Source organism: Escherichia sp. 93.0816, assembly GCF_013368855.2.
Taxonomy (GTDB): domain Bacteria; phylum Pseudomonadota; class Gammaproteobacteria; order Enterobacterales; family Enterobacteriaceae; genus Escherichia; species Escherichia ruysiae.
This window is the reverse complement of record NZ_JABWNC020000003.1, coordinates 63,369-83,184: the sequence shown is the minus strand read 5'-3', so window position 1 is coordinate 83,184 and position 19,816 is coordinate 63,369. Positions and strand designations below refer to the sequence as shown.

Annotated in this window: 23 protein-coding genes; 9 read left to right on the top strand and 14 right to left on the bottom strand. The window is 51.9% G+C overall.

What is annotated here, in order from left to right:
• Positions 1 to 29 precede the first annotated feature (29 nt).
• Positions 30 to 1,394 carry an MFS transporter gene (locus tag HEM79_RS05145; protein ID WP_176243046.1) on the top strand — a complete coding sequence of 455 codons (1,365 nt, stop codon included), beginning with the start codon at positions 30 to 32 and terminating at the stop codon, positions 1,392 to 1,394.
• 138 nt (positions 1,395 to 1,532) lie between these two features.
• Here HEM79_RS05145 and yajQ read toward each other — a convergent pair whose 3' ends face one another.
• The gene (gene yajQ / locus HEM79_RS05140) at positions 1,533 to 2,024 is read right to left on the bottom strand and encodes a nucleotide binding protein YajQ (protein WP_001138897.1); all 492 of its coding nucleotides are present in this window, start codon (positions 2,022 to 2,024) and stop codon (positions 1,533 to 1,535) included.
• A 167-nt stretch (positions 2,025 to 2,191) separates the two neighbouring features.
• On the opposite strand from yajQ, the gene panE reads away from it, so the two are divergent.
• Both panE and yajL read left to right on the top strand, forming a co-directional pair.
• Positions 2,192 to 3,103, top strand: a complete 912-nt coding sequence (gene panE / locus HEM79_RS05135; protein WP_176243047.1) for a 2-dehydropantoate 2-reductase — start codon at positions 2,192 to 2,194, stop codon at positions 3,101 to 3,103.
• Positions 3,066 to 3,656 (top strand): protein deglycase YajL, encoded by a 591-nt coding sequence (yajL, locus tag HEM79_RS05130; RefSeq protein WP_175118765.1) that lies wholly within the window; start codon positions 3,066 to 3,068, stop codon positions 3,654 to 3,656. Before panE ends, yajL begins: the two co-directional genes overlap by 38 nt.
• 53 nt (positions 3,657 to 3,709) lie before the next feature.
• On the opposite strand, the gene HEM79_RS05125 is transcribed toward yajL, so the two are convergent.
• A complete protein-coding gene (locus HEM79_RS05125; RefSeq protein ID WP_000668662.1) occupies positions 3,710 to 5,158 on the bottom strand; it encodes a tRNA 4-thiouridine(8) synthase ThiI in 1,449 nt (482 codons plus the stop codon).
• Between the two features lie 205 nt (positions 5,159 to 5,363).
• Between HEM79_RS05125 and xseB the strand changes: the two genes are divergently transcribed.
• Genes xseB through yajO form a run of 4 tightly spaced genes read left to right on the top strand, consistent with a single transcriptional unit; the run spans position 5,364 to position 9,421 of the window.
• Entirely contained in the window at positions 5,364 to 5,606 is a 243-nt protein-coding gene (gene xseB / locus HEM79_RS05120; RefSeq protein ID WP_001124936.1) for an exodeoxyribonuclease VII small subunit, read from the top strand.
• Positions 5,606 to 6,505 (top strand): (2E,6E)-farnesyl diphosphate synthase, encoded by a 900-nt coding sequence (gene ispA / locus HEM79_RS05115; RefSeq protein ID WP_000347246.1) that lies wholly within the window; start codon positions 5,606 to 5,608, stop codon positions 6,503 to 6,505. The genes xseB and ispA overlap by 1 nt, the downstream gene beginning before the upstream one ends.
• 24 nt (positions 6,506 to 6,529) lie before the next feature.
• Positions 6,530 to 8,392, top strand: coding sequence for a 1-deoxy-D-xylulose-5-phosphate synthase (gene dxs / locus HEM79_RS05110; RefSeq protein ID WP_176243048.1), 1,863 nt, complete (start codon positions 6,530 to 6,532; stop codon positions 8,390 to 8,392).
• Positions 8,393 to 8,446: 54 nt separating this feature from the next.
• Positions 8,447 to 9,421 carry a 1-deoxyxylulose-5-phosphate synthase YajO gene (gene yajO / locus HEM79_RS05105; protein ID WP_176243049.1) on the top strand — a complete coding sequence of 325 codons (975 nt, stop codon included), beginning with the start codon at positions 8,447 to 8,449 and terminating at the stop codon, positions 9,419 to 9,421.
• Positions 9,422 to 9,495: 74 nt separating this feature from the next.
• On the opposite strand, the gene pgpA is transcribed toward yajO, so the two are convergent.
• From pgpA to nrdR, 6 genes are all read right to left on the bottom strand, one after another.
• Positions 9,496 to 10,014, bottom strand: coding sequence for a phosphatidylglycerophosphatase A (pgpA, locus tag HEM79_RS05100; RefSeq protein ID WP_000154037.1), 519 nt, complete (start codon positions 10,012 to 10,014; stop codon positions 9,496 to 9,498).
• Positions 9,992 to 10,969 carry a thiamine-phosphate kinase gene (thiL, locus tag HEM79_RS05095; protein ID WP_105284653.1) on the bottom strand — a complete coding sequence of 326 codons (978 nt, stop codon included), beginning with the start codon at positions 10,967 to 10,969 and terminating at the stop codon, positions 9,992 to 9,994. The genes pgpA and thiL overlap by 23 nt, the downstream gene beginning before the upstream one ends.
• Before the next feature lie 77 nt (positions 10,970 to 11,046).
• Entirely contained in the window at positions 11,047 to 11,466 is a 420-nt protein-coding gene (nusB, locus tag HEM79_RS05090; protein WP_000801125.1) for a transcription antitermination factor NusB, read from the bottom strand.
• Positions 11,467 to 11,485: 19 nt separating this feature from the next.
• Positions 11,486 to 11,956, bottom strand: a complete 471-nt coding sequence (ribH, locus tag HEM79_RS05085) for a 6,7-dimethyl-8-ribityllumazine synthase (RefSeq protein WP_001021161.1) — start codon at positions 11,954 to 11,956, stop codon at positions 11,486 to 11,488.
• Between the two features lie 88 nt (positions 11,957 to 12,044).
• Positions 12,045 to 13,148: a bifunctional diaminohydroxyphosphoribosylaminopyrimidine deaminase/5-amino-6-(5-phosphoribosylamino)uracil reductase RibD gene (gene ribD, locus HEM79_RS05080; protein ID WP_176243050.1), complete on the bottom strand. Its 1,104-nt coding sequence runs from the start codon at positions 13,146 to 13,148 to the stop codon at positions 12,045 to 12,047.
• Positions 13,149 to 13,151: 3 nt separating this feature from the next.
• Positions 13,152 to 13,601 carry a transcriptional regulator NrdR gene (nrdR, locus tag HEM79_RS05075; protein WP_000543535.1) on the bottom strand — a complete coding sequence of 150 codons (450 nt, stop codon included), beginning with the start codon at positions 13,599 to 13,601 and terminating at the stop codon, positions 13,152 to 13,154.
• A gap of 150 nt (positions 13,602 to 13,751) precedes the next feature.
• Between nrdR and HEM79_RS05070 the strand changes: the two genes are divergently transcribed.
• Entirely contained in the window at positions 13,752 to 14,291 is a 540-nt protein-coding gene (locus HEM79_RS05070) for a SadB/YajI family lipoprotein (protein WP_176243051.1), read from the top strand.
• Positions 14,292 to 14,588: 297 nt separating this feature from the next.
• The gene (gene tsx / locus HEM79_RS05065; RefSeq protein ID WP_001295328.1) at positions 14,589 to 15,473 is read left to right on the top strand and encodes a nucleoside-specific channel-forming protein Tsx; all 885 of its coding nucleotides are present in this window, start codon (positions 14,589 to 14,591) and stop codon (positions 15,471 to 15,473) included.
• Positions 15,474 to 15,510: 37 nt separating this feature from the next.
• Here the strand turns inward: tsx and yajD are convergent, their stop codons facing one another.
• The 6 genes from yajD to yajC all read right to left on the bottom strand — a co-directional run bounded on the left by yajD (position 15,511) and on the right by yajC (position 19,801).
• Positions 15,511 to 15,858 (bottom strand): HNH nuclease YajD, encoded by a 348-nt coding sequence (gene yajD, locus HEM79_RS05060; RefSeq protein ID WP_000974807.1) that lies wholly within the window; start codon positions 15,856 to 15,858, stop codon positions 15,511 to 15,513.
• A gap of 87 nt (positions 15,859 to 15,945) precedes the next feature.
• A complete protein-coding gene (locus HEM79_RS05055; protein ID WP_000277485.1) occupies positions 15,946 to 16,227 on the bottom strand; it encodes a type II toxin-antitoxin system RelE/ParE family toxin in 282 nt (93 codons plus the stop codon).
• Positions 16,220 to 16,462, bottom strand: a complete 243-nt coding sequence (locus HEM79_RS05050; RefSeq protein ID WP_001226938.1) for a type II toxin-antitoxin system ParD family antitoxin — start codon at positions 16,460 to 16,462, stop codon at positions 16,220 to 16,222. Before HEM79_RS05050 ends, HEM79_RS05055 begins: the two co-directional genes overlap by 8 nt.
• 149 nt (positions 16,463 to 16,611) lie before the next feature.
• Positions 16,612 to 17,583 (bottom strand): protein translocase subunit SecF, encoded by a 972-nt coding sequence (secF, locus tag HEM79_RS05045; protein WP_000046637.1) that lies wholly within the window; start codon positions 17,581 to 17,583, stop codon positions 16,612 to 16,614.
• Positions 17,584 to 17,593: 10 nt separating this feature from the next.
• Entirely contained in the window at positions 17,594 to 19,441 is a 1,848-nt protein-coding gene (gene secD / locus HEM79_RS05040) for a protein translocase subunit SecD (protein WP_000934830.1), read from the bottom strand.
• A 27-nt stretch (positions 19,442 to 19,468) separates the two neighbouring features.
• Positions 19,469 to 19,801, bottom strand: coding sequence for a preprotein translocase subunit YajC (gene yajC, locus HEM79_RS05035; RefSeq protein WP_000007629.1), 333 nt, complete (start codon positions 19,799 to 19,801; stop codon positions 19,469 to 19,471).
• Positions 19,802 to 19,816: the final 15 nt, after the last annotated feature.

The window sequence follows — 19,816 nt, the reverse complement described above, 5'->3', positions numbered from 1 at the left end:
CTAGTCGCGAATTTAAAACAGAGGTGGTAATGAACGATTATAAAATGACGCCAGGCGAGCGGCGCGCGACCTGGGGTTTAGGAACCGTATTTTCATTGCGTATGCTGGGCATGTTTATGGTTCTGCCGGTTCTGACCACGTACGGCATGGCTCTGCAAGGCGCCAGTGAAGCGTTGATCGGTATTGCGATTGGCATTTATGGTCTGACTCAGGCCGTTTTTCAGATTCCATTTGGCCTGCTTTCCGACCGCATAGGCCGCAAACCGCTTATCGTTGGCGGGTTAGCTGTGTTTGTCGCGGGTAGCGTGATTGCCGCGCTTTCCGACTCCATCTGGGGGATCATTCTGGGTCGGGCGTTACAAGGCTCCGGTGCGATTGCCGCCGCCGTTATGGCGCTGCTTTCCGATCTCACTCGTGAACAAAACCGCACCAAAGCGATGGCATTTATCGGCGTCAGTTTTGGCATTACCTTCGCCATTGCAATGGTGCTTGGCCCGATCATCACTCACAAACTTGGGCTACACGCGCTCTTCTGGATGATCGCTATTCTGGCAACGACCGGCATTGCGTTGACCATTTGGGTTGTGCCCAACAGCAGCACGCACGTACTTAATCGTGAGTCCGGGATGGTGAAAGGCAGTTTCAGTAAAGTGCTGGCGGAACCACGCCTGCTGAAACTCAACTTTGGCATTATGTGTCTGCACATGCTGCTGATGTCGACGTTTGTTGCTCTGCCAGGGCAACTGGCTAACGCGGGTTTTCCAGCGGCTGAACACTGGAAGGTCTATCTGGCAACGATGTTAATCGCCTTTGGCTCGGTTGTGCCTTTCATTATCTACGCCGAAGTTAAGCGCAAAATGAAACAGGTCTTTGTCTTCTGCGTCGGGCTGATCGTGGTTGCGGAAATTGTACTGTGGAACGCACAAACTCAGTTCTGGCAGTTAGTGGTCGGCGTGCAGCTTTTCTTTGTGGCGTTTAACCTGATGGAAGCCCTCCTGCCTTCACTTATCAGTAAAGAGTCGCCAGCAGGTTACAAAGGCACCGCAATGGGCGTTTACTCCACCAGCCAGTTTCTTGGCGTGGCGATTGGCGGTTCGCTGGGTGGCTGGATTGACGGCATGTTTGACGGTCAGGGGGTATTTCTCGCTGGTGCAATGCTGGCTGCGGTGTGGCTGGCAGTCGCCAGTACGATGAAAGAACCGCCATATGTCAGCAGCTTACGCATTGAAATCCCGGCGGACATTGCCGCAAACGAGGCGTTAAAAGTGCGTTTGCTGGAAACTGAAGGCGTCAAAGAAGTGTTGATTGCAGAAGAAGAACATTCGGCTTACGTGAAGATCGACAGCAAAGTGACGAATCGCTTTGAGGTTGAACAGGCAATTCGCCAGGCATAAAAACGAGGCTAAATTGCCTGATGCGCTACGTTTATCAGGCCTACAAAGTTGCTGTAATCTTTTGAAATCACAAACTTTTGCAGGCCGGATAAAGCATTCATGCCGCATCCGGCATGAACAGAGCGCACGTTATCGCGATTAATCGCGGAAGTTTTTGAACTGGAACGGCTGACCGAGATCGCCACCGCGAACCATAGCCATCACAGCCTGCAAATCGTCACGGGATTTGCCAGTTACGCGGATCTCATCGCCCTGAATTTGCGCCTGCACTTTCAGTTTGCTGTCTTTGATCATCTTGACGATTTTCTTCTGAGTCGCGCTCTCAATGCCCTGCTTCAGTTTCGCTTCCACAAACCAGGTTTTACCGCTATGAACGATATTTTCCGGCACATCCAGCGAACTGCCTTCAATGCCGCGTTTCAGCAGTTTGGCACGCAGAATATCCAGCAACTGATTGACCTGGAAATCGGACTCGCTCAGCACTTTGATAGTTTTGTTGGCGTCGTTCAGCTCAAACGACGCTTCAACGTTACGGAAGTCAAAACGAGACTCTACTTCGCGACTCGCGTTATCGACCGCGTTACGCGCTTCCTGAAGATCAACTTCAGAGACAATATCGAAAGATGGCATCTTTTTCTCTCCCTTCATTTTTGATGCGAAGCATAATACCTGCAAAGTTAAATAACAGACAGTCCTGCGCCAGAACGTATCCCTTAATTGTGCATAGTCACAACACCATGCACAATTAAGGGATAGCCTTATTGAACACCCGGTGTGGTTGCGGGTGAGGAGGAACAATGAAAATTACCGTATTAGGATGCGGTGCCTTAGGGCAATTATGGCTTACAGCATTTTGCAAACAGGGTCACGAGGTTCAGGGCTGGCTGCGCGTACCGCAACCTTATTGTAGCGTGAATCTGGTGGAGACAGACGGTTCGATATTTAACGAATCGCTGACCGCCAATGATCCTGATTTTCTGGCCACCAGCGATCTACTACTGGTGACGCTGAAAGCCTGGCAGGTGTCTGATGCCGTCAAAAGCCTGGCGTCGACGCTACCTGTAACCACGCCAATTCTGCTGATCCACAACGGCATGGGCACCATTGAAGAGTTACAGAACATCGGGCAACCGTTACTGATGGGCACGACCACCCATGCAGCGCGCCGCGACGGCAACGTCATCATTCACGTGGCAAACGGTATCACACATATCGGCCCGGCACGGCAACAGGACGGTGATTACAGTTATCTGGCGGATATTTTGCAAACCGTGTTGCCTGACGTTGCCTGGCATAACAATATTCGCGCCGAGCTGTGGCGCAAGCTGGCGGTAAACTGTGTGATTAATCCGCTCACTGCCATCTGGAATTGCCCGAACGGTGAATTACGTCATCACCCGCAAGAGATTATGCAGATATGCGAAGAAGTCGCGGCGGTGATCGAACGCGAAGGGCATCATACTTCAGCGGAAGATTTACGTGATTACGTGATGCAGGTGATTGATGCCACAGCAGAAAACATTTCGTCGATGTTGCAGGACATCCGCGCAATGCGCCATACAGAAATCGACTATATCAATGGTTTTCTCTTACGCCGCGCCCGCGCGCATGGGATTGCAGTACCGGAAAACACCCGCCTGTTTGAAATGGTAAAAAGAAAGGAGAGTGAATATGAGCGCATCAGCACTGGTTTGCCTCGCCCCTGGTAGTGAAGAAACCGAAGCGGTCACCACTATCGATCTGCTGGTTCGCGGTGGTATTAATGTCACCACTGCCAGCGTAGCCAGCGATGGCAACCTGGCGATTACCTGCTCGCGCGGCGTGAAGCTGCTGGCGGATGCGCCGCTGGTCGAAGTGGCGGATGGCGAATATGACGTGATCGTACTGCCTGGCGGCATTAAAGGCGCGGAGTGTTTTCGCGATAGCACCCTGCTGGTTGAAACCGTTAAACAGTTCCACCGTTCCGGGCGTATCGTCGCGGCTATTTGCGCCACGCCAGCCACCGTGCTGATCCCGCACGATATCTTCCCGATTGGCAACATGACCGGTTTCCCAACGCTGAAAGACAAAATTCCCGCTGAACAATGGCAGGACAAGCGCGTCGTCTGGGATGCACGGGTAAAACTGCTGACCAGTCAGGGACCGGGCACGGCTATTGATTTTGGTCTGAAAATTATTGACCTGCTGGTTGGACGCGAGAAAGCCCATGAGGTGGCATCACAACTGGTGATGGCGGCAGGGATTTATAATTATTACGAGTAATGTCGGATGCGGTAAACGTCGCATCTGACCAGATGCGACGTTAAAACTACAAATTACGGGCGATACACCTTCACATTGTTAAAGCCCTGCTCGCGCAGATAGAGCGCCTGCAGACGGCTCATCACCCCGCGCTCACACCACAACAGCCAGGTTTTATTCTGGTCGAGATCGCCAAATTTGGTGCTCAGTTTATAGAACGGCAGAGAAACCACATCAATCCCTTCGACTTTCAGTGGTTTATCTTCCTGTTCATCGATAGAACGGATATCGAGGATCACGTCGTTCGGGCCGAAGCCATTAACGGTTTCCACTTCCACCACTTCCTGCTCGGTCTGCTGGGCGATTTCGCGGATATCAACGTTATTCGCTTCCTCAACCACTTTGTCGAGAATGCTGAAGTCGAACTTCTCTTCTTCCGCTTCAATCTTCGATTTAACCGCTTTCACCGTCGGGCTCTTGGAGATCACACCGCAATATTCCGGCATCGTGCGGGCAAAGTCTTCGGTGCCAATCTGGCGAGCAAGATTAATGATGTGCTCTTTGTCGTAAGAGATCAGCGGACGCAGGATCAACGTATCGGAGACGTTATCAATCAGGCGCAGGTTGGTCAGCGTCTGGCTGGACACCTGGCCCAGCGCCTCGCCGGTGACCAGCGCCTGCACGCCGTAACGTTCAGCCACTTTAGACGCGGCACGCACCATCATACGTTTGAGGATAACCCCCATCTGACCGTCGTCGATTTTCTCAAGAATTTCCCCGACTACCGGCTCGAAGTTAATGGCGACAAAACGCACGCGGTGAGAGCTACCGAAGCGGTTCCACAGATAATGTGCCACCTGACGAACGCCGATTTCATGCGCCGCGCCGCCGAGGTTAAAGAAGCAGTAATGCACGCGGCAGCCGCGACGCATCAACATATAGCTGGAAACGCCGGAGTCAAAACCGCCGGAGATCAGCGACAGCACATCTTCCTGGGTGCCGATCGGGAAACCACCAATACCTTCGTAGCGCCCTTTGATCAGCAGCAGACGATCGTCTTCAACTTCCAGATGGACAGTCACATCCGGGTTAGTCAGCTTCACGCGCGCGGATTCAATATGCTGATTTAAACCGCCGCCGACGTAACGTTCCACATCAATCGAGCTAAAATCATGTTTGCCACGGCGCTTCACGCGTACGCAGAAGGTTTTTCCTTCCAGCTGATCGCGATACTGAACCAACGCTTTCTCAAAAATATCGTGCATGTCAGTAAACGGCACGTCTTCGACTTCGAGAATATGGTGAATACCCGGAATACGGGTCAGGGCGTCGCGAATGGCCAGACGCTGGTTTTCATCTTTTGCGCGAACTTCGATGTTATCCCAGTGACGGACGACAGCGAGCGTCTCATCATAGTGCTTTAAAACGTTACGAATATTCCCGGTAAGGATTTTTATAAAGCGCAAGCGCACAGATTGGCTCTTGATGGTGATTTCCGGGAACAATTTAATGATAAACTTCATGGCGGCAATGGTTCGTTGGCAAGTCTTAAGCGACTTGTATAGGGAAAAATACAGCAGCCCACACCTGCGGCTGCATCCAGGCGCGGAAGTATACCACTAACATCGCTTTGCTGCGCACATCACCTTACCATTGCGCGTTATTTGCTATTTGCCCTGAGTCCGTTACCATGGCGGGGCGTAAAATATTGAGAGTCAGACATTCATTATGCCGAAGAAAAATGAGGCGCCCGCCAGCTTTGAAAAGGCGCTAAGCGAGCTGGAACAGATTGTGACCCGTCTGGAAAGTGGCGACCTGCCGCTGGAAGAGGCACTGAACGAGTTCGAACGTGGCGTGCAGCTGGCACGTCAAGGGCAGGCCAAATTACAACAAGCCGAACAGCGCGTACAAATCCTGCTGTCTGACAACGAAGACGCCTCTCCAACACCTTTTACACCGGACAATGAGTAATGGACTTTCCGCAGCAACTCGAAGCCTGTGTTAAGCAGGCCAACCAGGCGCTGAGCCGTTTTATCGCCCCACTGCCCTTTCAGAACACTCCCGTGGTAGAAACCATGCAGTATGGCGCATTATTAGGTGGTAAGCGCCTGCGACCGTTCCTGGTTTATGCTACTGGTCAAATGCTCGGCGTTAGCATGAGCACGTTAGACGCACCCGCTGCTGCCGTAGAGTGTATCCACGCTTACTCATTAATTCATGATGATTTACCGGCAATGGATGATGACGATCTGCGTCGTGGGTTGCCGACCTGCCATGTGAAATTTGGTGAAGCGAACGCGATTCTCGCTGGCGATGCTTTACAAACGCTGGCGTTCTCGATTTTAAGCGATGCCGATATGCCGGAAGTGTCAGATCGCGACAGAATTGCGATGATTTCTGAACTGGCAAACGCCAGCGGAATTGCCGGAATGTGCGGCGGTCAGGCATTAGATTTAGACGCAGAAGGCAAACACGTACCTCTGGACGCACTCGAGCGTATTCATCGCCATAAAACCGGCGCATTGATTCGCGCCGCCGTTCGCCTTGGCGCATTAAGCGCCGGAGATAAAGGACGAAATGCACTGCCAGTACTCGACAAGTATGCAGAGAGCATCGGCCTTGCCTTCCAGGTTCAGGATGACATCCTGGATGTGGTGGGAGATACTGCAACGTTGGGAAAACGCCAGGGTGCCGACCAGCAACTTGGTAAAAGTACCTACCCTGCACTTCTGGGTCTTGAGCAAGCCCGGAAGAAAGCCCGGGATCTGATCGACGATGCCCGCCAGTCGCTGAAACAACTGGCTGAACAGTCACTCGATACCTCGGCACTGGAAGCGCTAGCGGACTACATCATCCAGCGTAATAAATAAACAATAAGTATTAATAGGCCCCTGATGAGTTTTGATATTGCCAAATACCCGACCCTGGCACTGGTCGACTCCACCCAGGAGTTACGACTGTTGCCAAAAGAGAGTTTACCGAAACTCTGCGACGAACTGCGCCGCTATTTACTCGACAGCGTGAGCCGTTCCAGCGGGCACTTCGCCTCCGGGCTGGGCACGGTCGAACTGACCGTGGCGCTGCACTATGTCTACAACACCCCGTTTGACCAATTGATTTGGGATGTGGGACATCAGGCTTATCCGCATAAAATTTTGACCGGACGCCGCGACAAAATCGGCACCATCCGTCAGAAAGGTGGTCTGCACCCGTTCCCGTGGCGCGGCGAAAGCGAATATGACGTATTAAGCGTCGGGCATTCATCAACCTCCATCAGTGCCGGAATTGGTATTGCGGTTGCTGCCGAGAAAGAAGGCAAAAATCGCCGCACCGTCTGTGTAATTGGCGATGGCGCGATTACCGCTGGCATGGCGTTTGAAGCGATGAACCATGCGGGCGATATCCGTCCTGATATGCTGGTAGTCCTCAACGACAATGAAATGTCGATTTCCGAAAATGTCGGCGCGCTCAACAACCATCTGGCGCAGCTGCTTTCTGGTAAGCTTTACTCTTCTCTGCGCGAAGGCGGGAAAAAAGTTTTCTCTGGCGTGCCGCCAATTAAAGAGCTGCTCAAACGTACCGAAGAACATATTAAAGGCATGGTGGTGCCTGGCACGTTGTTTGAAGAGCTGGGCTTTAACTACATCGGCCCGGTTGACGGTCACGATGTGCTGGGGCTTATCACTACGCTAAAGAACATGCGCGACCTGAAAGGCCCGCAGTTTCTGCATATCATGACCAAAAAAGGTCGTGGTTATGAACCGGCAGAAAAAGACCCAATCACCTTCCACGCCGTGCCTAAATTTGATCCCTCCAGCGGTTGTCTGCCGAAAAGTAGCGGCGGTTTACCAAGCTATTCAAAAATCTTTGGCGACTGGTTGTGCGAAACGGCAGCGAAAGACAACAAGCTGATGGCGATTACTCCGGCGATGCGTGAAGGTTCCGGCATGGTCGAGTTTTCACGTAAATTCCCGGATCGCTATTTTGATGTGGCAATTGCCGAGCAACACGCAGTGACCTTTGCTGCGGGTCTGGCGATTGGTGGGTACAAACCAATCGTGGCGATCTACTCCACCTTCCTGCAACGCGCCTATGATCAGGTACTGCATGACGTGGCAATTCAAAAACTCCCGGTTCTGTTCGCCATCGACCGCGCGGGTATTGTTGGTGCTGATGGTCAGACCCACCAGGGCGCTTTTGATCTCTCTTATCTGCGCTGCATTCCGGAAATGGTCATTATGACCCCAAGCGATGAAAACGAATGTCGCCAGATGCTCTATACCGGCTATCACTATAACGAGGGGCCGTCAGCGGTGCGCTACCCGCGCGGCAATGCGGTCGGCGTGGAGCTGACGCCGCTGGAAAAACTGCCGATTGGCAAAGGTATTGTGAAGCGTCGCGGTGAGAAACTGGCGATCCTCAACTTTGGTACATTGATGCCGGAAGCGGTGAAAGTCGCCGAATCGCTGAACGCTACGCTGGTTGATATGCGTTTTGTTAAGCCGCTTGATGAAGCGTTAATTCTGGAAATGGCCGCCAGCCATGAGGCGCTGGTTACCGTTGAAGAGAACGCCATTATGGGCGGCGCGGGCAGTGGCGTTAACGAAGTGCTGATGGCTCATCGTAAACCCGTGCCTGTACTGAACATTGGCCTGCCGGATTTCTTTATTCCGCAAGGAACTCAGGAAGAAATGCGCGCCGAGCTCGGCCTCGATGCCGCCGGTATGGAAGCCAAAATCAAGGCCTGGCTGGCATAATCCCTACTCCACTCCTGCTATGCTTAAGAAATTATTCATGGCAGGAGTGGCAGCATGCAATACAACCCCTTAGGAAAAACCGACCTTCGCGTTTCCCGACTTTGCCTCGGCTGTATGACCTTTGGCGAGCCAGATCGCGGTAATCACGCATGGACACTGCCGGAAGAGAGCAGCCGTCCAATCATCAAACGTGCGCTGGAAGGCGGCATAAATTTCTTTGATACCGCCAACAGTTATTCTGACGGCAGCAGCGAAGAGATCGTCGGTCGCGCATTGCAGGATTTCGCCCGCCGTGAAGATGTGGTCGTTGCCACCAAAGTATTCCATCGCGTTGGTGATTTACCAGAAGGATTATCCCGCGCACAAATTTTGCGCTCTATTGACGACAGCCTGCGTCGTCTCGGTATGGATTATGTCGATATCCTGCAAATTCATCGCTGGGATTACAACACGCCGATCGAAGAGACGCTTGAAGCCCTGAATGACGTCGTAAAAGCCGGGAAAGCGCGTTATATCGGCGCGTCATCGATGCACGCCTCCCAGTTTGCTCAGGCGCTGGAGCTGCAAAAACAGCACGGCTGGGCACAGTTTGTCAGTATGCAGGATCACTACAATCTGATTTATCGCGAAGAAGAGCGCGAGATGCTGCCGCTGTGTTATCAGGAGGGCGTGGCGGTGATCCCGTGGAGTCCGCTGGCGCGGGGACGTCTGACTCGTCCGTGGGGAGAAACTACCGCACGATTAGTTTCCGATGAAGTAGGAAAAAATCTCTACAACGAAAGCGACGAAAATGACGCGCAGATTGCAGAACGATTAACGGGCGTGAGTGAAGAATTGGGTGCTACGCGGGCACAAGTGGCGCTGGCGTGGTTATTGAGCAAACCGGGCATTGCCGCACCGATTATTGGTACGTCGCGGGAAGAACAGCTAGATGAGTTACTGAATGCGGTGGATATCACCTTGAAGCCGGAACAAATTGCCGAACTGGAAACACCGTATAAACCGCATCCGATGGTGGGATTTAAATAGAAATCCAGGCCTGATAAGACGCGACAAGCGTCGTATCAGGCATCGGTGCGCGCGGCGTGAACGCCTTATTCGGCCTACGACAGAATACCCAGCGGCCAGTGATGGCCGATAAAATAGAGTATTCCAGCGGAAATCACCCCGGCGACAATATCATCGATCATGATCCCCATGCCGCCATGCACATTGCGATCAAACCAACGGATCGGCCACGGTTTCCACATATCCAGAATACGGAAAATCACAAACCCGGCGGCAACCCACTGCCAGTCATTGGTCGGCAGCGCCATCAGGGTGATCCACATGCCGATAAATTCATCCCAGACGATACTGCCGTGATCGTGCACGCCCATATCCTTCGCAGTCTGATGGCAAAGATAGACGCCGATACAGATCCCCAGCATCACCACCAGTGAATAGAGCTGCCAGGGCAAAAAGGTCATCAGATACCAGAATGGGATCGCCGCCAGCGAGCCCATCGTACCAGGGACAATCGGACTTAACCCACTCCCGAACCCCGTAGCCAATAAGTGCCACGGGTTACTCATTTTCAGGCGACTTTTCGCGACATCTTTATGGCGTGGCAAAATGGTCATATCCTTTCCAGTCTAACGTGACAGGTTCGCCGTCGCGAACAAAACAAAGCCCTTCGATATCGGCGGTCATTTGCCCGATACAGGTAAACGGTACGCCCAGGTGTCCGAGAGCCACATCCAGCGCGCCACGGTTCAGTTCCGGCACAGTGAAACACAACTCGTAATCTTCACCGCCAGAGAGCGCCCAGCGCAACGCCTGTTCCGGTTCGACGTGACGTGAAAGTGCGTCAGAGAATGGCAACAATGTCAGGTCAATGCGTGCGCCGCAGTCGCTGGCTTTCACGATATGCCCGAGATCGGAGATCAGGCCGTCAGAGAGATCGATGGCTGAACTCGCCAGATCGCGCAATGCCTGCCCCTGTAAAATTCGCGGCGATGGGCGGAGGTGACGTTTGATTAAATACTCCGCATCTTTAGCATCGGCAACCTGCAAACGGTTTTGCAAAATCGCCAGCCCGGCGGCGCTATCGCCCGGCGTACCAGTCACATAAATCCAGTCACCCGGTTTCGCACCAGAGCGCGTTAAAGCTCGTCCCATCGGGACAAAGCCGTGGATACCCAACGTCATCGATAGCGGTCCACGCGTGGTATCGCCACCAATGAGTTGCATATCGTAATAATTAAGCAGCTCGAAAAGACTGTCGCTGAAAGATTCAAGCCACGCTTCGTCTACGTTCGGTAAAGTCAATGCCAGCGTCAGCCAGGCCGGATCGGCGCCCATCGCCGCCAGATCGCTTAAGTTTACCGCCAGTGCTTTATATGCCAGATCCGCAGGATCGATATCAGGGAGGAAGTGATTGCCCGCCACCAGCGTATCGGTGCTGATCGCCAGGGTCTGTTTCTCGGGGATATTGAGAAGTGCACAATCGTCACCGATGCCAAGTTCGACATCAAGACGAGAGCTTCTTACACGGTCAAAATAACGGGCAATCAGGGAGAACTCGCCACATGCCATACGTTATGCCTCAGCAGGTAAAAAAGAAAAGGCCGGAGAGTGCGGAAATGCTTTCCGTTACTCTGCCGGCCTGGATATCACTTTTTGTTAGGGCGAATCACAGGTGCTGCTTTATCGAGTACGCCGTTGACGAACTTATGGCTGTCTTCTGCGCCGAACGATTTTGCCAGTTCGATCGCTTCGTTAATGGCCACTTTATACGGCACATCGCTACGTTTAGACAGCTCGTACAGCGCAATGCGCAGTACCGCTTTTTCTACCTGACCCAGCTCTTCCAGCAGGCGGGACAGATATGGCTTCATCAGTCCGTCGAGGTATGCGGTGTTAGTCGCCACCCCGGCCAGCAGCTCACGGAAGTACAGGACGTCAACGTCTTTTACATCCTGTTCAGCCAGGAACTGGTATTCAACATCAGCGATGTCGTTCTGGGACAACTGCCAGGAGTAGAGCGCCTGGACGGCACACTCACGAGCGCGGCGACGAGCAGCAGGTTTCACGGATTTCCCCTTACTAATTTCAGGCCTTGATGGCTTTCAATACATTAATCATTTCAAGCGCGGTCAGTGCAGCTTCTGCACCTTTGTTACCAGCTTTGGTGCCAGCACGTTCGATCGCTTGTTCAATGCTTTCGGTGGTCAGAACCCCAAAAGCAACCGGAATTTCGCTGTCCTGGGCAACATGTGCCAGGCCGTTGCTTGCACCACCAGCGACGTATTCAAAGTGGGCAGTTCCACCACGAATAACCGTACCCAGCGCAATCACCGCGTCGTATTTACCGGTTTTAGCCAGTGCGCCTGCCGCCAGCGGCAGCTCATAAGCACCTGGCACCCAAACAACGGTAATATTTTCATCTTTTACCTGACCAATACGTTTCAGTGCGTCAATCGCACCTTCCAGCAGGCTGTCATTGATAAAGTTGTTGAAACGCGCAATGGTGATGGCGACGCGAGCGTCCGGGGTAGCAACGTTAGCTTCAATAATGTTCATTTTTTTCCTTCGGGTTCGAGTATGGCCCCGCAGGGGGGCGGATTTTAGCATAATATTTCGTGCGCTGCTTCCCTTTCGAGCCGGGAGATCATGCACCCACTAAATGCAGGCAAACATCCGGGCCTACATGACGTATCTCTTTGAATTTAAATTGGGGGGCGTCGGCTAACTTCTCAAGCCCCGGCAGCGTACATAATCCACGGGCGTCGCTACCTAAAAGTTTAGGTGCGATATAGACAATCAGCTCATCGACTAAACCGGCCTGTAGCAGTGCGCCAGCGAGCGTTGGTCCCGCCTCTACCCACACACTATTAATTTGTTGCTTGCCCAGTTGCATCATCAGCACAACCAAATCCAGATGCCCGTTATGTTCCGGGATCAGCAAGGTGCGCACTGTTTCCGGCCACTCGCGGGCGTCATCCTGCGTTCGTGCAAACCAGGTCTCGCCCGGCTGTTGCACAATGCGGTGTTCTGGCGTCACGCGATTCTGACTGTCAATGACGACGCGCACCGGCTGGCGCAGATTTTGTTGCGGATAGAGCGCCTGAGTTTGTTCATCCAGTTCAGACCAACGCACCGTTAAGGCCGGATCGTCCGCCAGCACCGTGGCGCTACTGGTTAAAATGGCATGACTTTGCGCACGCAGACGTTGTACATCGCGCCGCGCCTGGGGGGAAGTGATCCACTGACTCTCACCGCTCGCCATCGCTGTACGACCATCAAGCGATGCGCCAAGTTTTAACTGGATATAAGGAAAGCCGGTGCGCATTCGTTTAAGAAAGCCTTTATTCAATTGCTCGGCTTCACTCATCATCAGACCGTGGCTGACATCAATGCCAGCCTGTTGCAGGCGGTAAAGCCCACGCCCGGCGACCTGCGGGTTCGGATCCTGCATCGCAGCGACCACGCGCGCTACGCCAGCGGCGATGAGTGCGTCACAGCACGGCGGCGTTCGACCATGATGACTGCAAGGTTCGAGTGTGACATAGGCGGTCGCACCTTTGGCTTTTTCACCCGCCATACGCAACGCGTGTACTTCGGCATGTGGTTCACCCGCACGGTGATGGTAACCTTCTCCGACAATTTCGCCATCTTTCACAATGACGCACCCGACATTTGGGTTTGGGTGAGTAGTAAAACGTCCTCGTTGCGCCAGCTTTAGCGCCCGCGCCATGTAATACTCGTCCTGCACGGTTTAATCCTCCAGGCGCGCGATCTCTTCGCCAAATTCTTTGATATCTTCGAAACTGCGATAGACAGAGGCAAAACGGATATAGGCGACTTTATCGAGTTTTTTCAATTGTTCCATCACCAGATTGCCAATCATCTTGCTCGGCACTTCACGCTCACCGGTGGCGCGGAGCTGTGACTTTATATGGTTGATCGCCATTTCGACGTCGTCGGAACTTACCGGACGTTTTTCCAGCGCCCGCAGCATTCCGCTGCGCAATTTCTCTTCATTAAACGGTTCACGCACGTCGTTGCTTTTTACAACGCGCGGCATAACCAGTTCCGCCACTTCAAAGGTGGTGAAACGTTCATTACACACCAGACACTGCCGACGGCGGCGTACGGATGAACCCTCGCCCACGAGACGAGAGTCAATAACCTTAGTGTCCACGGCGAAACAGAATGGGCAATGCATACGGCGTCCTGACCAGGTGGTTAACAGAAACCTATTTTACCCTGAACTGACGATACAACAAAGGCGCAACGCTTTTGAGACAAAGGATCGATGTTTTCGCTGTTTTTACGCTCTACTATTAAGCTAATTGCGACAAGAAAGGGACGACCTATGAACACTAAAGTTATTCGACTACTCCTGCTGGGAAGCCTGTTCAGCTTAAGCGCCTGTGTACAGCAAAGCGAAGTGCGCCAGATGAAACACAGCGTCAGCACGCTGAATAAAGAGATGACGCAGCTCAATAAAGAAACCGTCAAAATCACTCAGCAAAACAGGCTGAATGAAAAATCCAGCAGTGGGGTTTACCTTCTGCCGGGCTCGAAAACAGCCGCACGTCTGGAAAGTCAGATCGGCACCTTACGAATGTCGCTTATGAATATTGTGCCAAATGCAGATGGCACTACGCTGACCTTACGGATTCAGGGCGAATCCAATGACCCTTTACCCGCATTCAGCGGAACCGTTGAATATGGGCAAATTCAGGGAACAATAGATAACTTTCAGGAAATCAATGTGCAGAATCAATTGATTAACGCACCGGCAAGTCTCCTCGCCCCCAGCGATGTTGACATCCCGCTACAGTTAAATGGCATCACGCCTGAACAATTAGGCTTTGTACGCATTCACGACATTCAGCCTGTTATGCAATAAACGTTTGGCGGGGCGTTTTGTGCGTCTCGCAACATCTTCTCCCATTATTTTGTTACTCCACTTACATCACCCGGATTGATAGTAAAAGTTTGCAACAAGGGTGAAAGTCAGTACAATCCCCGCCCGAATATGTGTAAACGTGAACGCAATCGATTACGTAAATGATAGAACTGTGAAACGCAACATATTTTTGTGAGCAATGATTTTTATAATAGGCTCCTCTGTATACGTAATATTTAGAAACGCAATTTGCGCCTTTTTCACTCCCGCAAGGGATTTTCAAACAGTGGCATACATATGAAAAAAACATTACTGGCAGCCGGTGCGGTACTGGCGCTCTCTTCGTCTTTTACTGTCAACGCAGCTGAAAACGACAAACCGCAGTATCTCTCCGACTGGTGGCACCAGAGCGTTAACGTTGTCGGAAGTTATCACACCCGTTTCGGACCGCAGATCCGCAACGATACCTACCTCGAGTACGAAGCATTCGCTAAAAAAGACTGGTTCGACTTCTATGGTTATGCGGATGCGCCGGTATTCTTCGGCGGTAACTCCGATGCAAAAGGTATCTGGAACCACGGTTCTCCGCTGTTTATGGAAATCGAACCGCGTTTCTCCATCGACAAGCTGACCAATACTGACCTTAGCTTCGGTCCGTTCAAAGAGTGGTACTTCGCGAACAACTACATTTACGACATGGGTCGTAATAAAGATGGTCGCCAGAGCACCTGGTACATGGGTCTGGGTACGGACATCGACACTGGCCTGCCGATGAGCCTGTCCATGAACGTGTATGCGAAATACCAGTGGCAGAACTACGGCGCAGCGAACGAAAACGAGTGGGACGGTTACCGTTTCAAAATTAAATACTTTGTGCCGATTACCGATCTGTGGGGCGGTCAGCTGAGCTACATCGGCTTCACCAACTTCGACTGGGGTTCCGATCTGGGTGATGACAGCGGTAACGCAATCAACGGTATTAAGACGCGTACCAATAACTCTATCGCTTCCAGCCATATTCTGGCTCTGAACTACGATCACTGGCACTACTCTGTCGTTGCTCGTTACTGGCACGACGGTGGTCAGTGGAACGACGATGCAGAGCTGAACTTCGGCAACGGCAACTTCAACGTTCGCTCTACCGGCTGGGGTGGTTACCTGGTGGTAGGTTACAACTTCTAATAGTTGAAATGCCGGATGCAACATCCGGCATTTTTTATCACTTCTTCTTGTTCATCATCGCTTTTAAATCAGCGAACGGATTATATTTCGCTTCACCAACATCTTTCTGCGCATCTTCACCTGCGATAACCGTCGTACCATACTGATCCGCTTCGGTATATTTCGAATGCTCATGATCGTGGCAATAGAGACAAAGCAATTCCCAGTTACTGCCATCTTCCGGGTTATTGGTATGGTCGTGATCAATGTGGTGAACGGTAAGTTCACGCAGGTTGGAATAGACAAACTCGCGGGAGCAACGTCCGCACACCCACGGGTAGAGTTTCAGCGCCTTTTCGCGATAACCGTTTTCTAACCGCGCATAGTTTTTTGGGATGATAGCCATGAAAAGTTACCTGGATAAAATGTAGGGTTACGCGCAGTTTCCCAAGATGCGGGGATTTTCGCAATCCTGAGTCAAGAAATTCTCACATTACCAGTGACGGCGAGGTTCCATCAGTTGATGAAGAATGCGCGCAATAAGAATGTCATCTACTCTTATAACGTAATAAACAGTGTGAAACCTAAATGCGATCTTCTTTACCTCTGGAATCGCATCATAGTCTTGCCCAATCTCGGGCATTTGAGAGAGTGTATCCAAAAAAATGCCGAGAGAGTCGGTATAGCGATCCGCCTGCTCCTCACCAAACTTTCCCAGCGTGTAGTCATAGATCCCTCTGAAATCTTCAACAGCTTTTCCGCTAAGCTTATACACGATGTTTTTGCTTCCTTTCTGCTGCGATATCACGAAGCGTCATCGAACTTTCACCGCTCTCAAGACCTTCAATAACAGCATTTCTGACAGCCTCATCCCTGGATTCTTGTTGTTCCAATAGACGAAGCGCCGAACGCATCACTTCACTGGCCGAACCATAACGACCAGACTGAACCATTCGGGTGATGAAACTATCCAGTTGTTCGCCAACGCTTACTGAGGTAATTTTGCGCATAAGCGATCTCCATGTATTAACTATTAATACAAAGTATATGTCAGAACTCTTTCTACAACCAAAGCTGTATTCAGTTCAATATGCAATAACCAAAAAAAACCGCAGCGCAAAAACGCCACGGTTTTTAACTGAACTACTTTAAAACACACTTACGGCAGAATTGACGGTTGATCCGCCCCTTCTTTTTCCACTTTCTGCTGCAGCATGTGCTCACGCTTCATGCCCAGTTTCAGAGCCAGCGCCGATGCAACATAGATGGAAGATGCCGTACCGATGGAAACACCGATAAGCATAGTCAGCGAGAAACCTTCCAGTACCGGACCACCAAAGAGATACAGCATCAGGATAACCATCAAGGTAGTACCGGATGTGATCAAGGTACGGTGCAGCGTCTGGGTCAAGGACACGTTAAAGATTTCGTAAGGCGTACCACGACGGATCTTGCGGAAGTTTTCACGAATACGGTCCGATACCACGATACTGTCGTTAAGCGAGTAACCGATAACCGACATCAACGATGCCACAATGGTCAGGTCAATCTCGATATGGAATAACGACAAAATACCCAGCGTAATGATAACGTCGTGCGCCAGCGCGATAACAACCCCTGCCGCCAGTCGCCACTCAAAGCGGAAACCTACGTACACAAGGATAGACAGCAGCGCCGCCATCAGCGCCATTGCGCCGGTTTGCGCAAGGTCTGCCCCCACGCTCGGACCGACGAACTCAATACGCTTCACCGCCGCGTTCTGATTGGTGGATTCGTTAATCACCTTCAGAACCTGGCTGCCCAGTACCTGACCGCCCGTTTCGCCTTCAGCTGGCGGCATACGGACCATGATGTCATGGCTGCTACCGAAGTTTTGCAGCATCGGCTCTTCAAAACCGGCTTTTTGCAATGCATCACGCATTACGTCAATTTCAGCCGGCTTTTCGAGCGTAATTTCAATAACCGTACCACCGGTGAAATCCAGCCCCCAGTTAAAGCCGCGCACGCCCATAATGACGATAGCGGCGATTAACAGCAGACCAGAGATGCCAAAAGCCCAGTAGTCCCAGCGCATAAAGTCATAGACTTTACGGCCGTGGTTTAGTTGTTCAACAGTATATTCCTGTGCCACATCGCACTCCTCAGATTGACAGCTTCTTGACGCGCTTGCCGCCATATAGCAGGTTTACGATGGCACGTGTACCAACAATCGCGGTAAACATCGACGTTGCCACACCGATACCGGTAGTAATCGCGAACCCTTTAATTGCCCCGGTTCCCACTGCGTACAGGATGATGACTTTAATCAACGTGGTGATGTTCGCATCAAAGATGGAACTGAATGCACCGCGATAACCTTCATCAATTGCCTGCTGAACAGTACGCCCGTTGCTCAACTCTTCTTTAATACGTTCGTTGATCAGTACGTTCGCATCGACCGCCACCGCAAGGGTTAAGACGATACCCGCGATGCCCGGCATACTCAGCGTTGCACCTGGCAACAGTGACATAATACCGACGATCAAGATCAGGTTGGCAACCAGAGCACTGGTCGCAATCAGACCAAACTTCTTATAGAAGAGGATCATGAACAGAATAGAAACCAGCAGACCGGCGAGACACGCCTCCAGCCCCTGTTCAATGTTCTGCATACCCAGAGTCGGGCCAATGGTACGTTCTTCAACAATCTGAATTGGCGCGATCAATGCACCAGCACGCAGCAGAAGTGACAGCTGACGAGCTTCGTTCGGGTTGTTGATGCCAGTGATACGGAAGCTGTTACCCAGACGAGACTGGATATTAGCGATGTTAATCACCTCTTCCTGCTTAACCAGTACAGCACGACCGTTTGCGTCTTTCTTACCGCTGTCTTTGTACTCCACAAACAGGGTCGCCATCGGTTTACCGATGTTGTCCTTAGTGAAGTTAGACATGATGTTGCCACCTGCGCTGTCGAGCGAGATGTTAACCTGCGGTTGGTTGTATTCGTCCTGGCTGGAAGTGGAGTCGGTGATATGGTCACCGGTCAGGATCACGCGTTTGTACAGCACAACCGGCTGACCTTCGCGGGTCTGTTTCACTTCAGAGTCACCCGGTACGCGGCCAGACGCGGCAGCGGCCTGGTCAACGTTGGTGTTTACCAGACGGAATTCCAGCGTTGCCGTCGCGCCCAGAATCTCTTTCGCGCGAGCGGTATCCTGGATACCCGGCAGTTCAACAACGATACGGTCAGCGCCCTGGCGCTGTACCACTGGCTCAGCAACACCAAGCTGGTTTACACGGTTACGCAGAATGTTGATGTTCTGCTGCACCGCATATTCACGCGCTTCGCTCAGACGTGCATCGCTCATTACCGCGCGCAACTGGTTGCTGCCCTGACTGCTAATCACCAGATCAGGATGACGCTTGCTCAGATACGCAATGGCTTCATCACGCGCATTAGAGTCACGGAAGGTAATGCTCAGGCCGTAGTTGTTTTCTTTACGAACGGTGGTATACGGGATGCCTTTTTCGCGCAGGTCGCTGCGCAGGCTATCGATATTTTGTTCCTGGAGCTTGCCAAGCGCGGTGTCCATATCCACTTCCATCAGGAAGTGAACGCCGCCACGCAGGTCAAGACCGAGCTTCATCGGCTCAGCGTGAATAGCTGCCAGCCAGCGCGGCGTTGCCGGGGCAAGGTTAAGCGCCACGACGTATTTGTCACCCATAACGCCCATTAATGCTTCACGAGCGCGCAGTTGGGTATCAGTGGAGTCGAAGCGCGCAAGAATAGCGCCCTCTTCCAGTGCCACAGACTTAGCAGTTATTTTTTCTTCTTGTAACGTTTTCTGGACCTGGATCAGCGTTTGCTCACTGGCGGCGACTCCGCGCGCACCAGTGATCTGAACAGCCGGATCCTCACCAAACAGGTTGGGAAGCGCATACAGCAGACCGATGACAATCACCACGATCAGCATGACGTACTTCCACAAAGGATAACGGTTTAACACGGCAATTCCCTTAGGGAAAAATTTTAATTACAGCGCCTTCATGGTGCCTTTCGGCAGAACGGCAGCTACGAAGTCACGTTTAATAACTACTTCAGTGGTGTCATTCAGCGCGATAGCAATGTAGCCGTTTTCCGCTACTTTGGTTACGCGACCAACCAGGCCACCGTTCGTCAGCACTTCATCACCTTTAGCAATGGAGTCCATCAGCTTTTTGTGTTCTTTGGTGCGCTTCTGCTGTGGGCGCAGGATCATGAAATAGAAAATCAGACCGAATACCACCAGCATCAAAATCAAAGACATCGGGCTACCTTGTGCCGGTGCACCCGTTGCCGCTACCGCATCAGAAATAAAAAAGCTCATTAAATTTCCCTCATT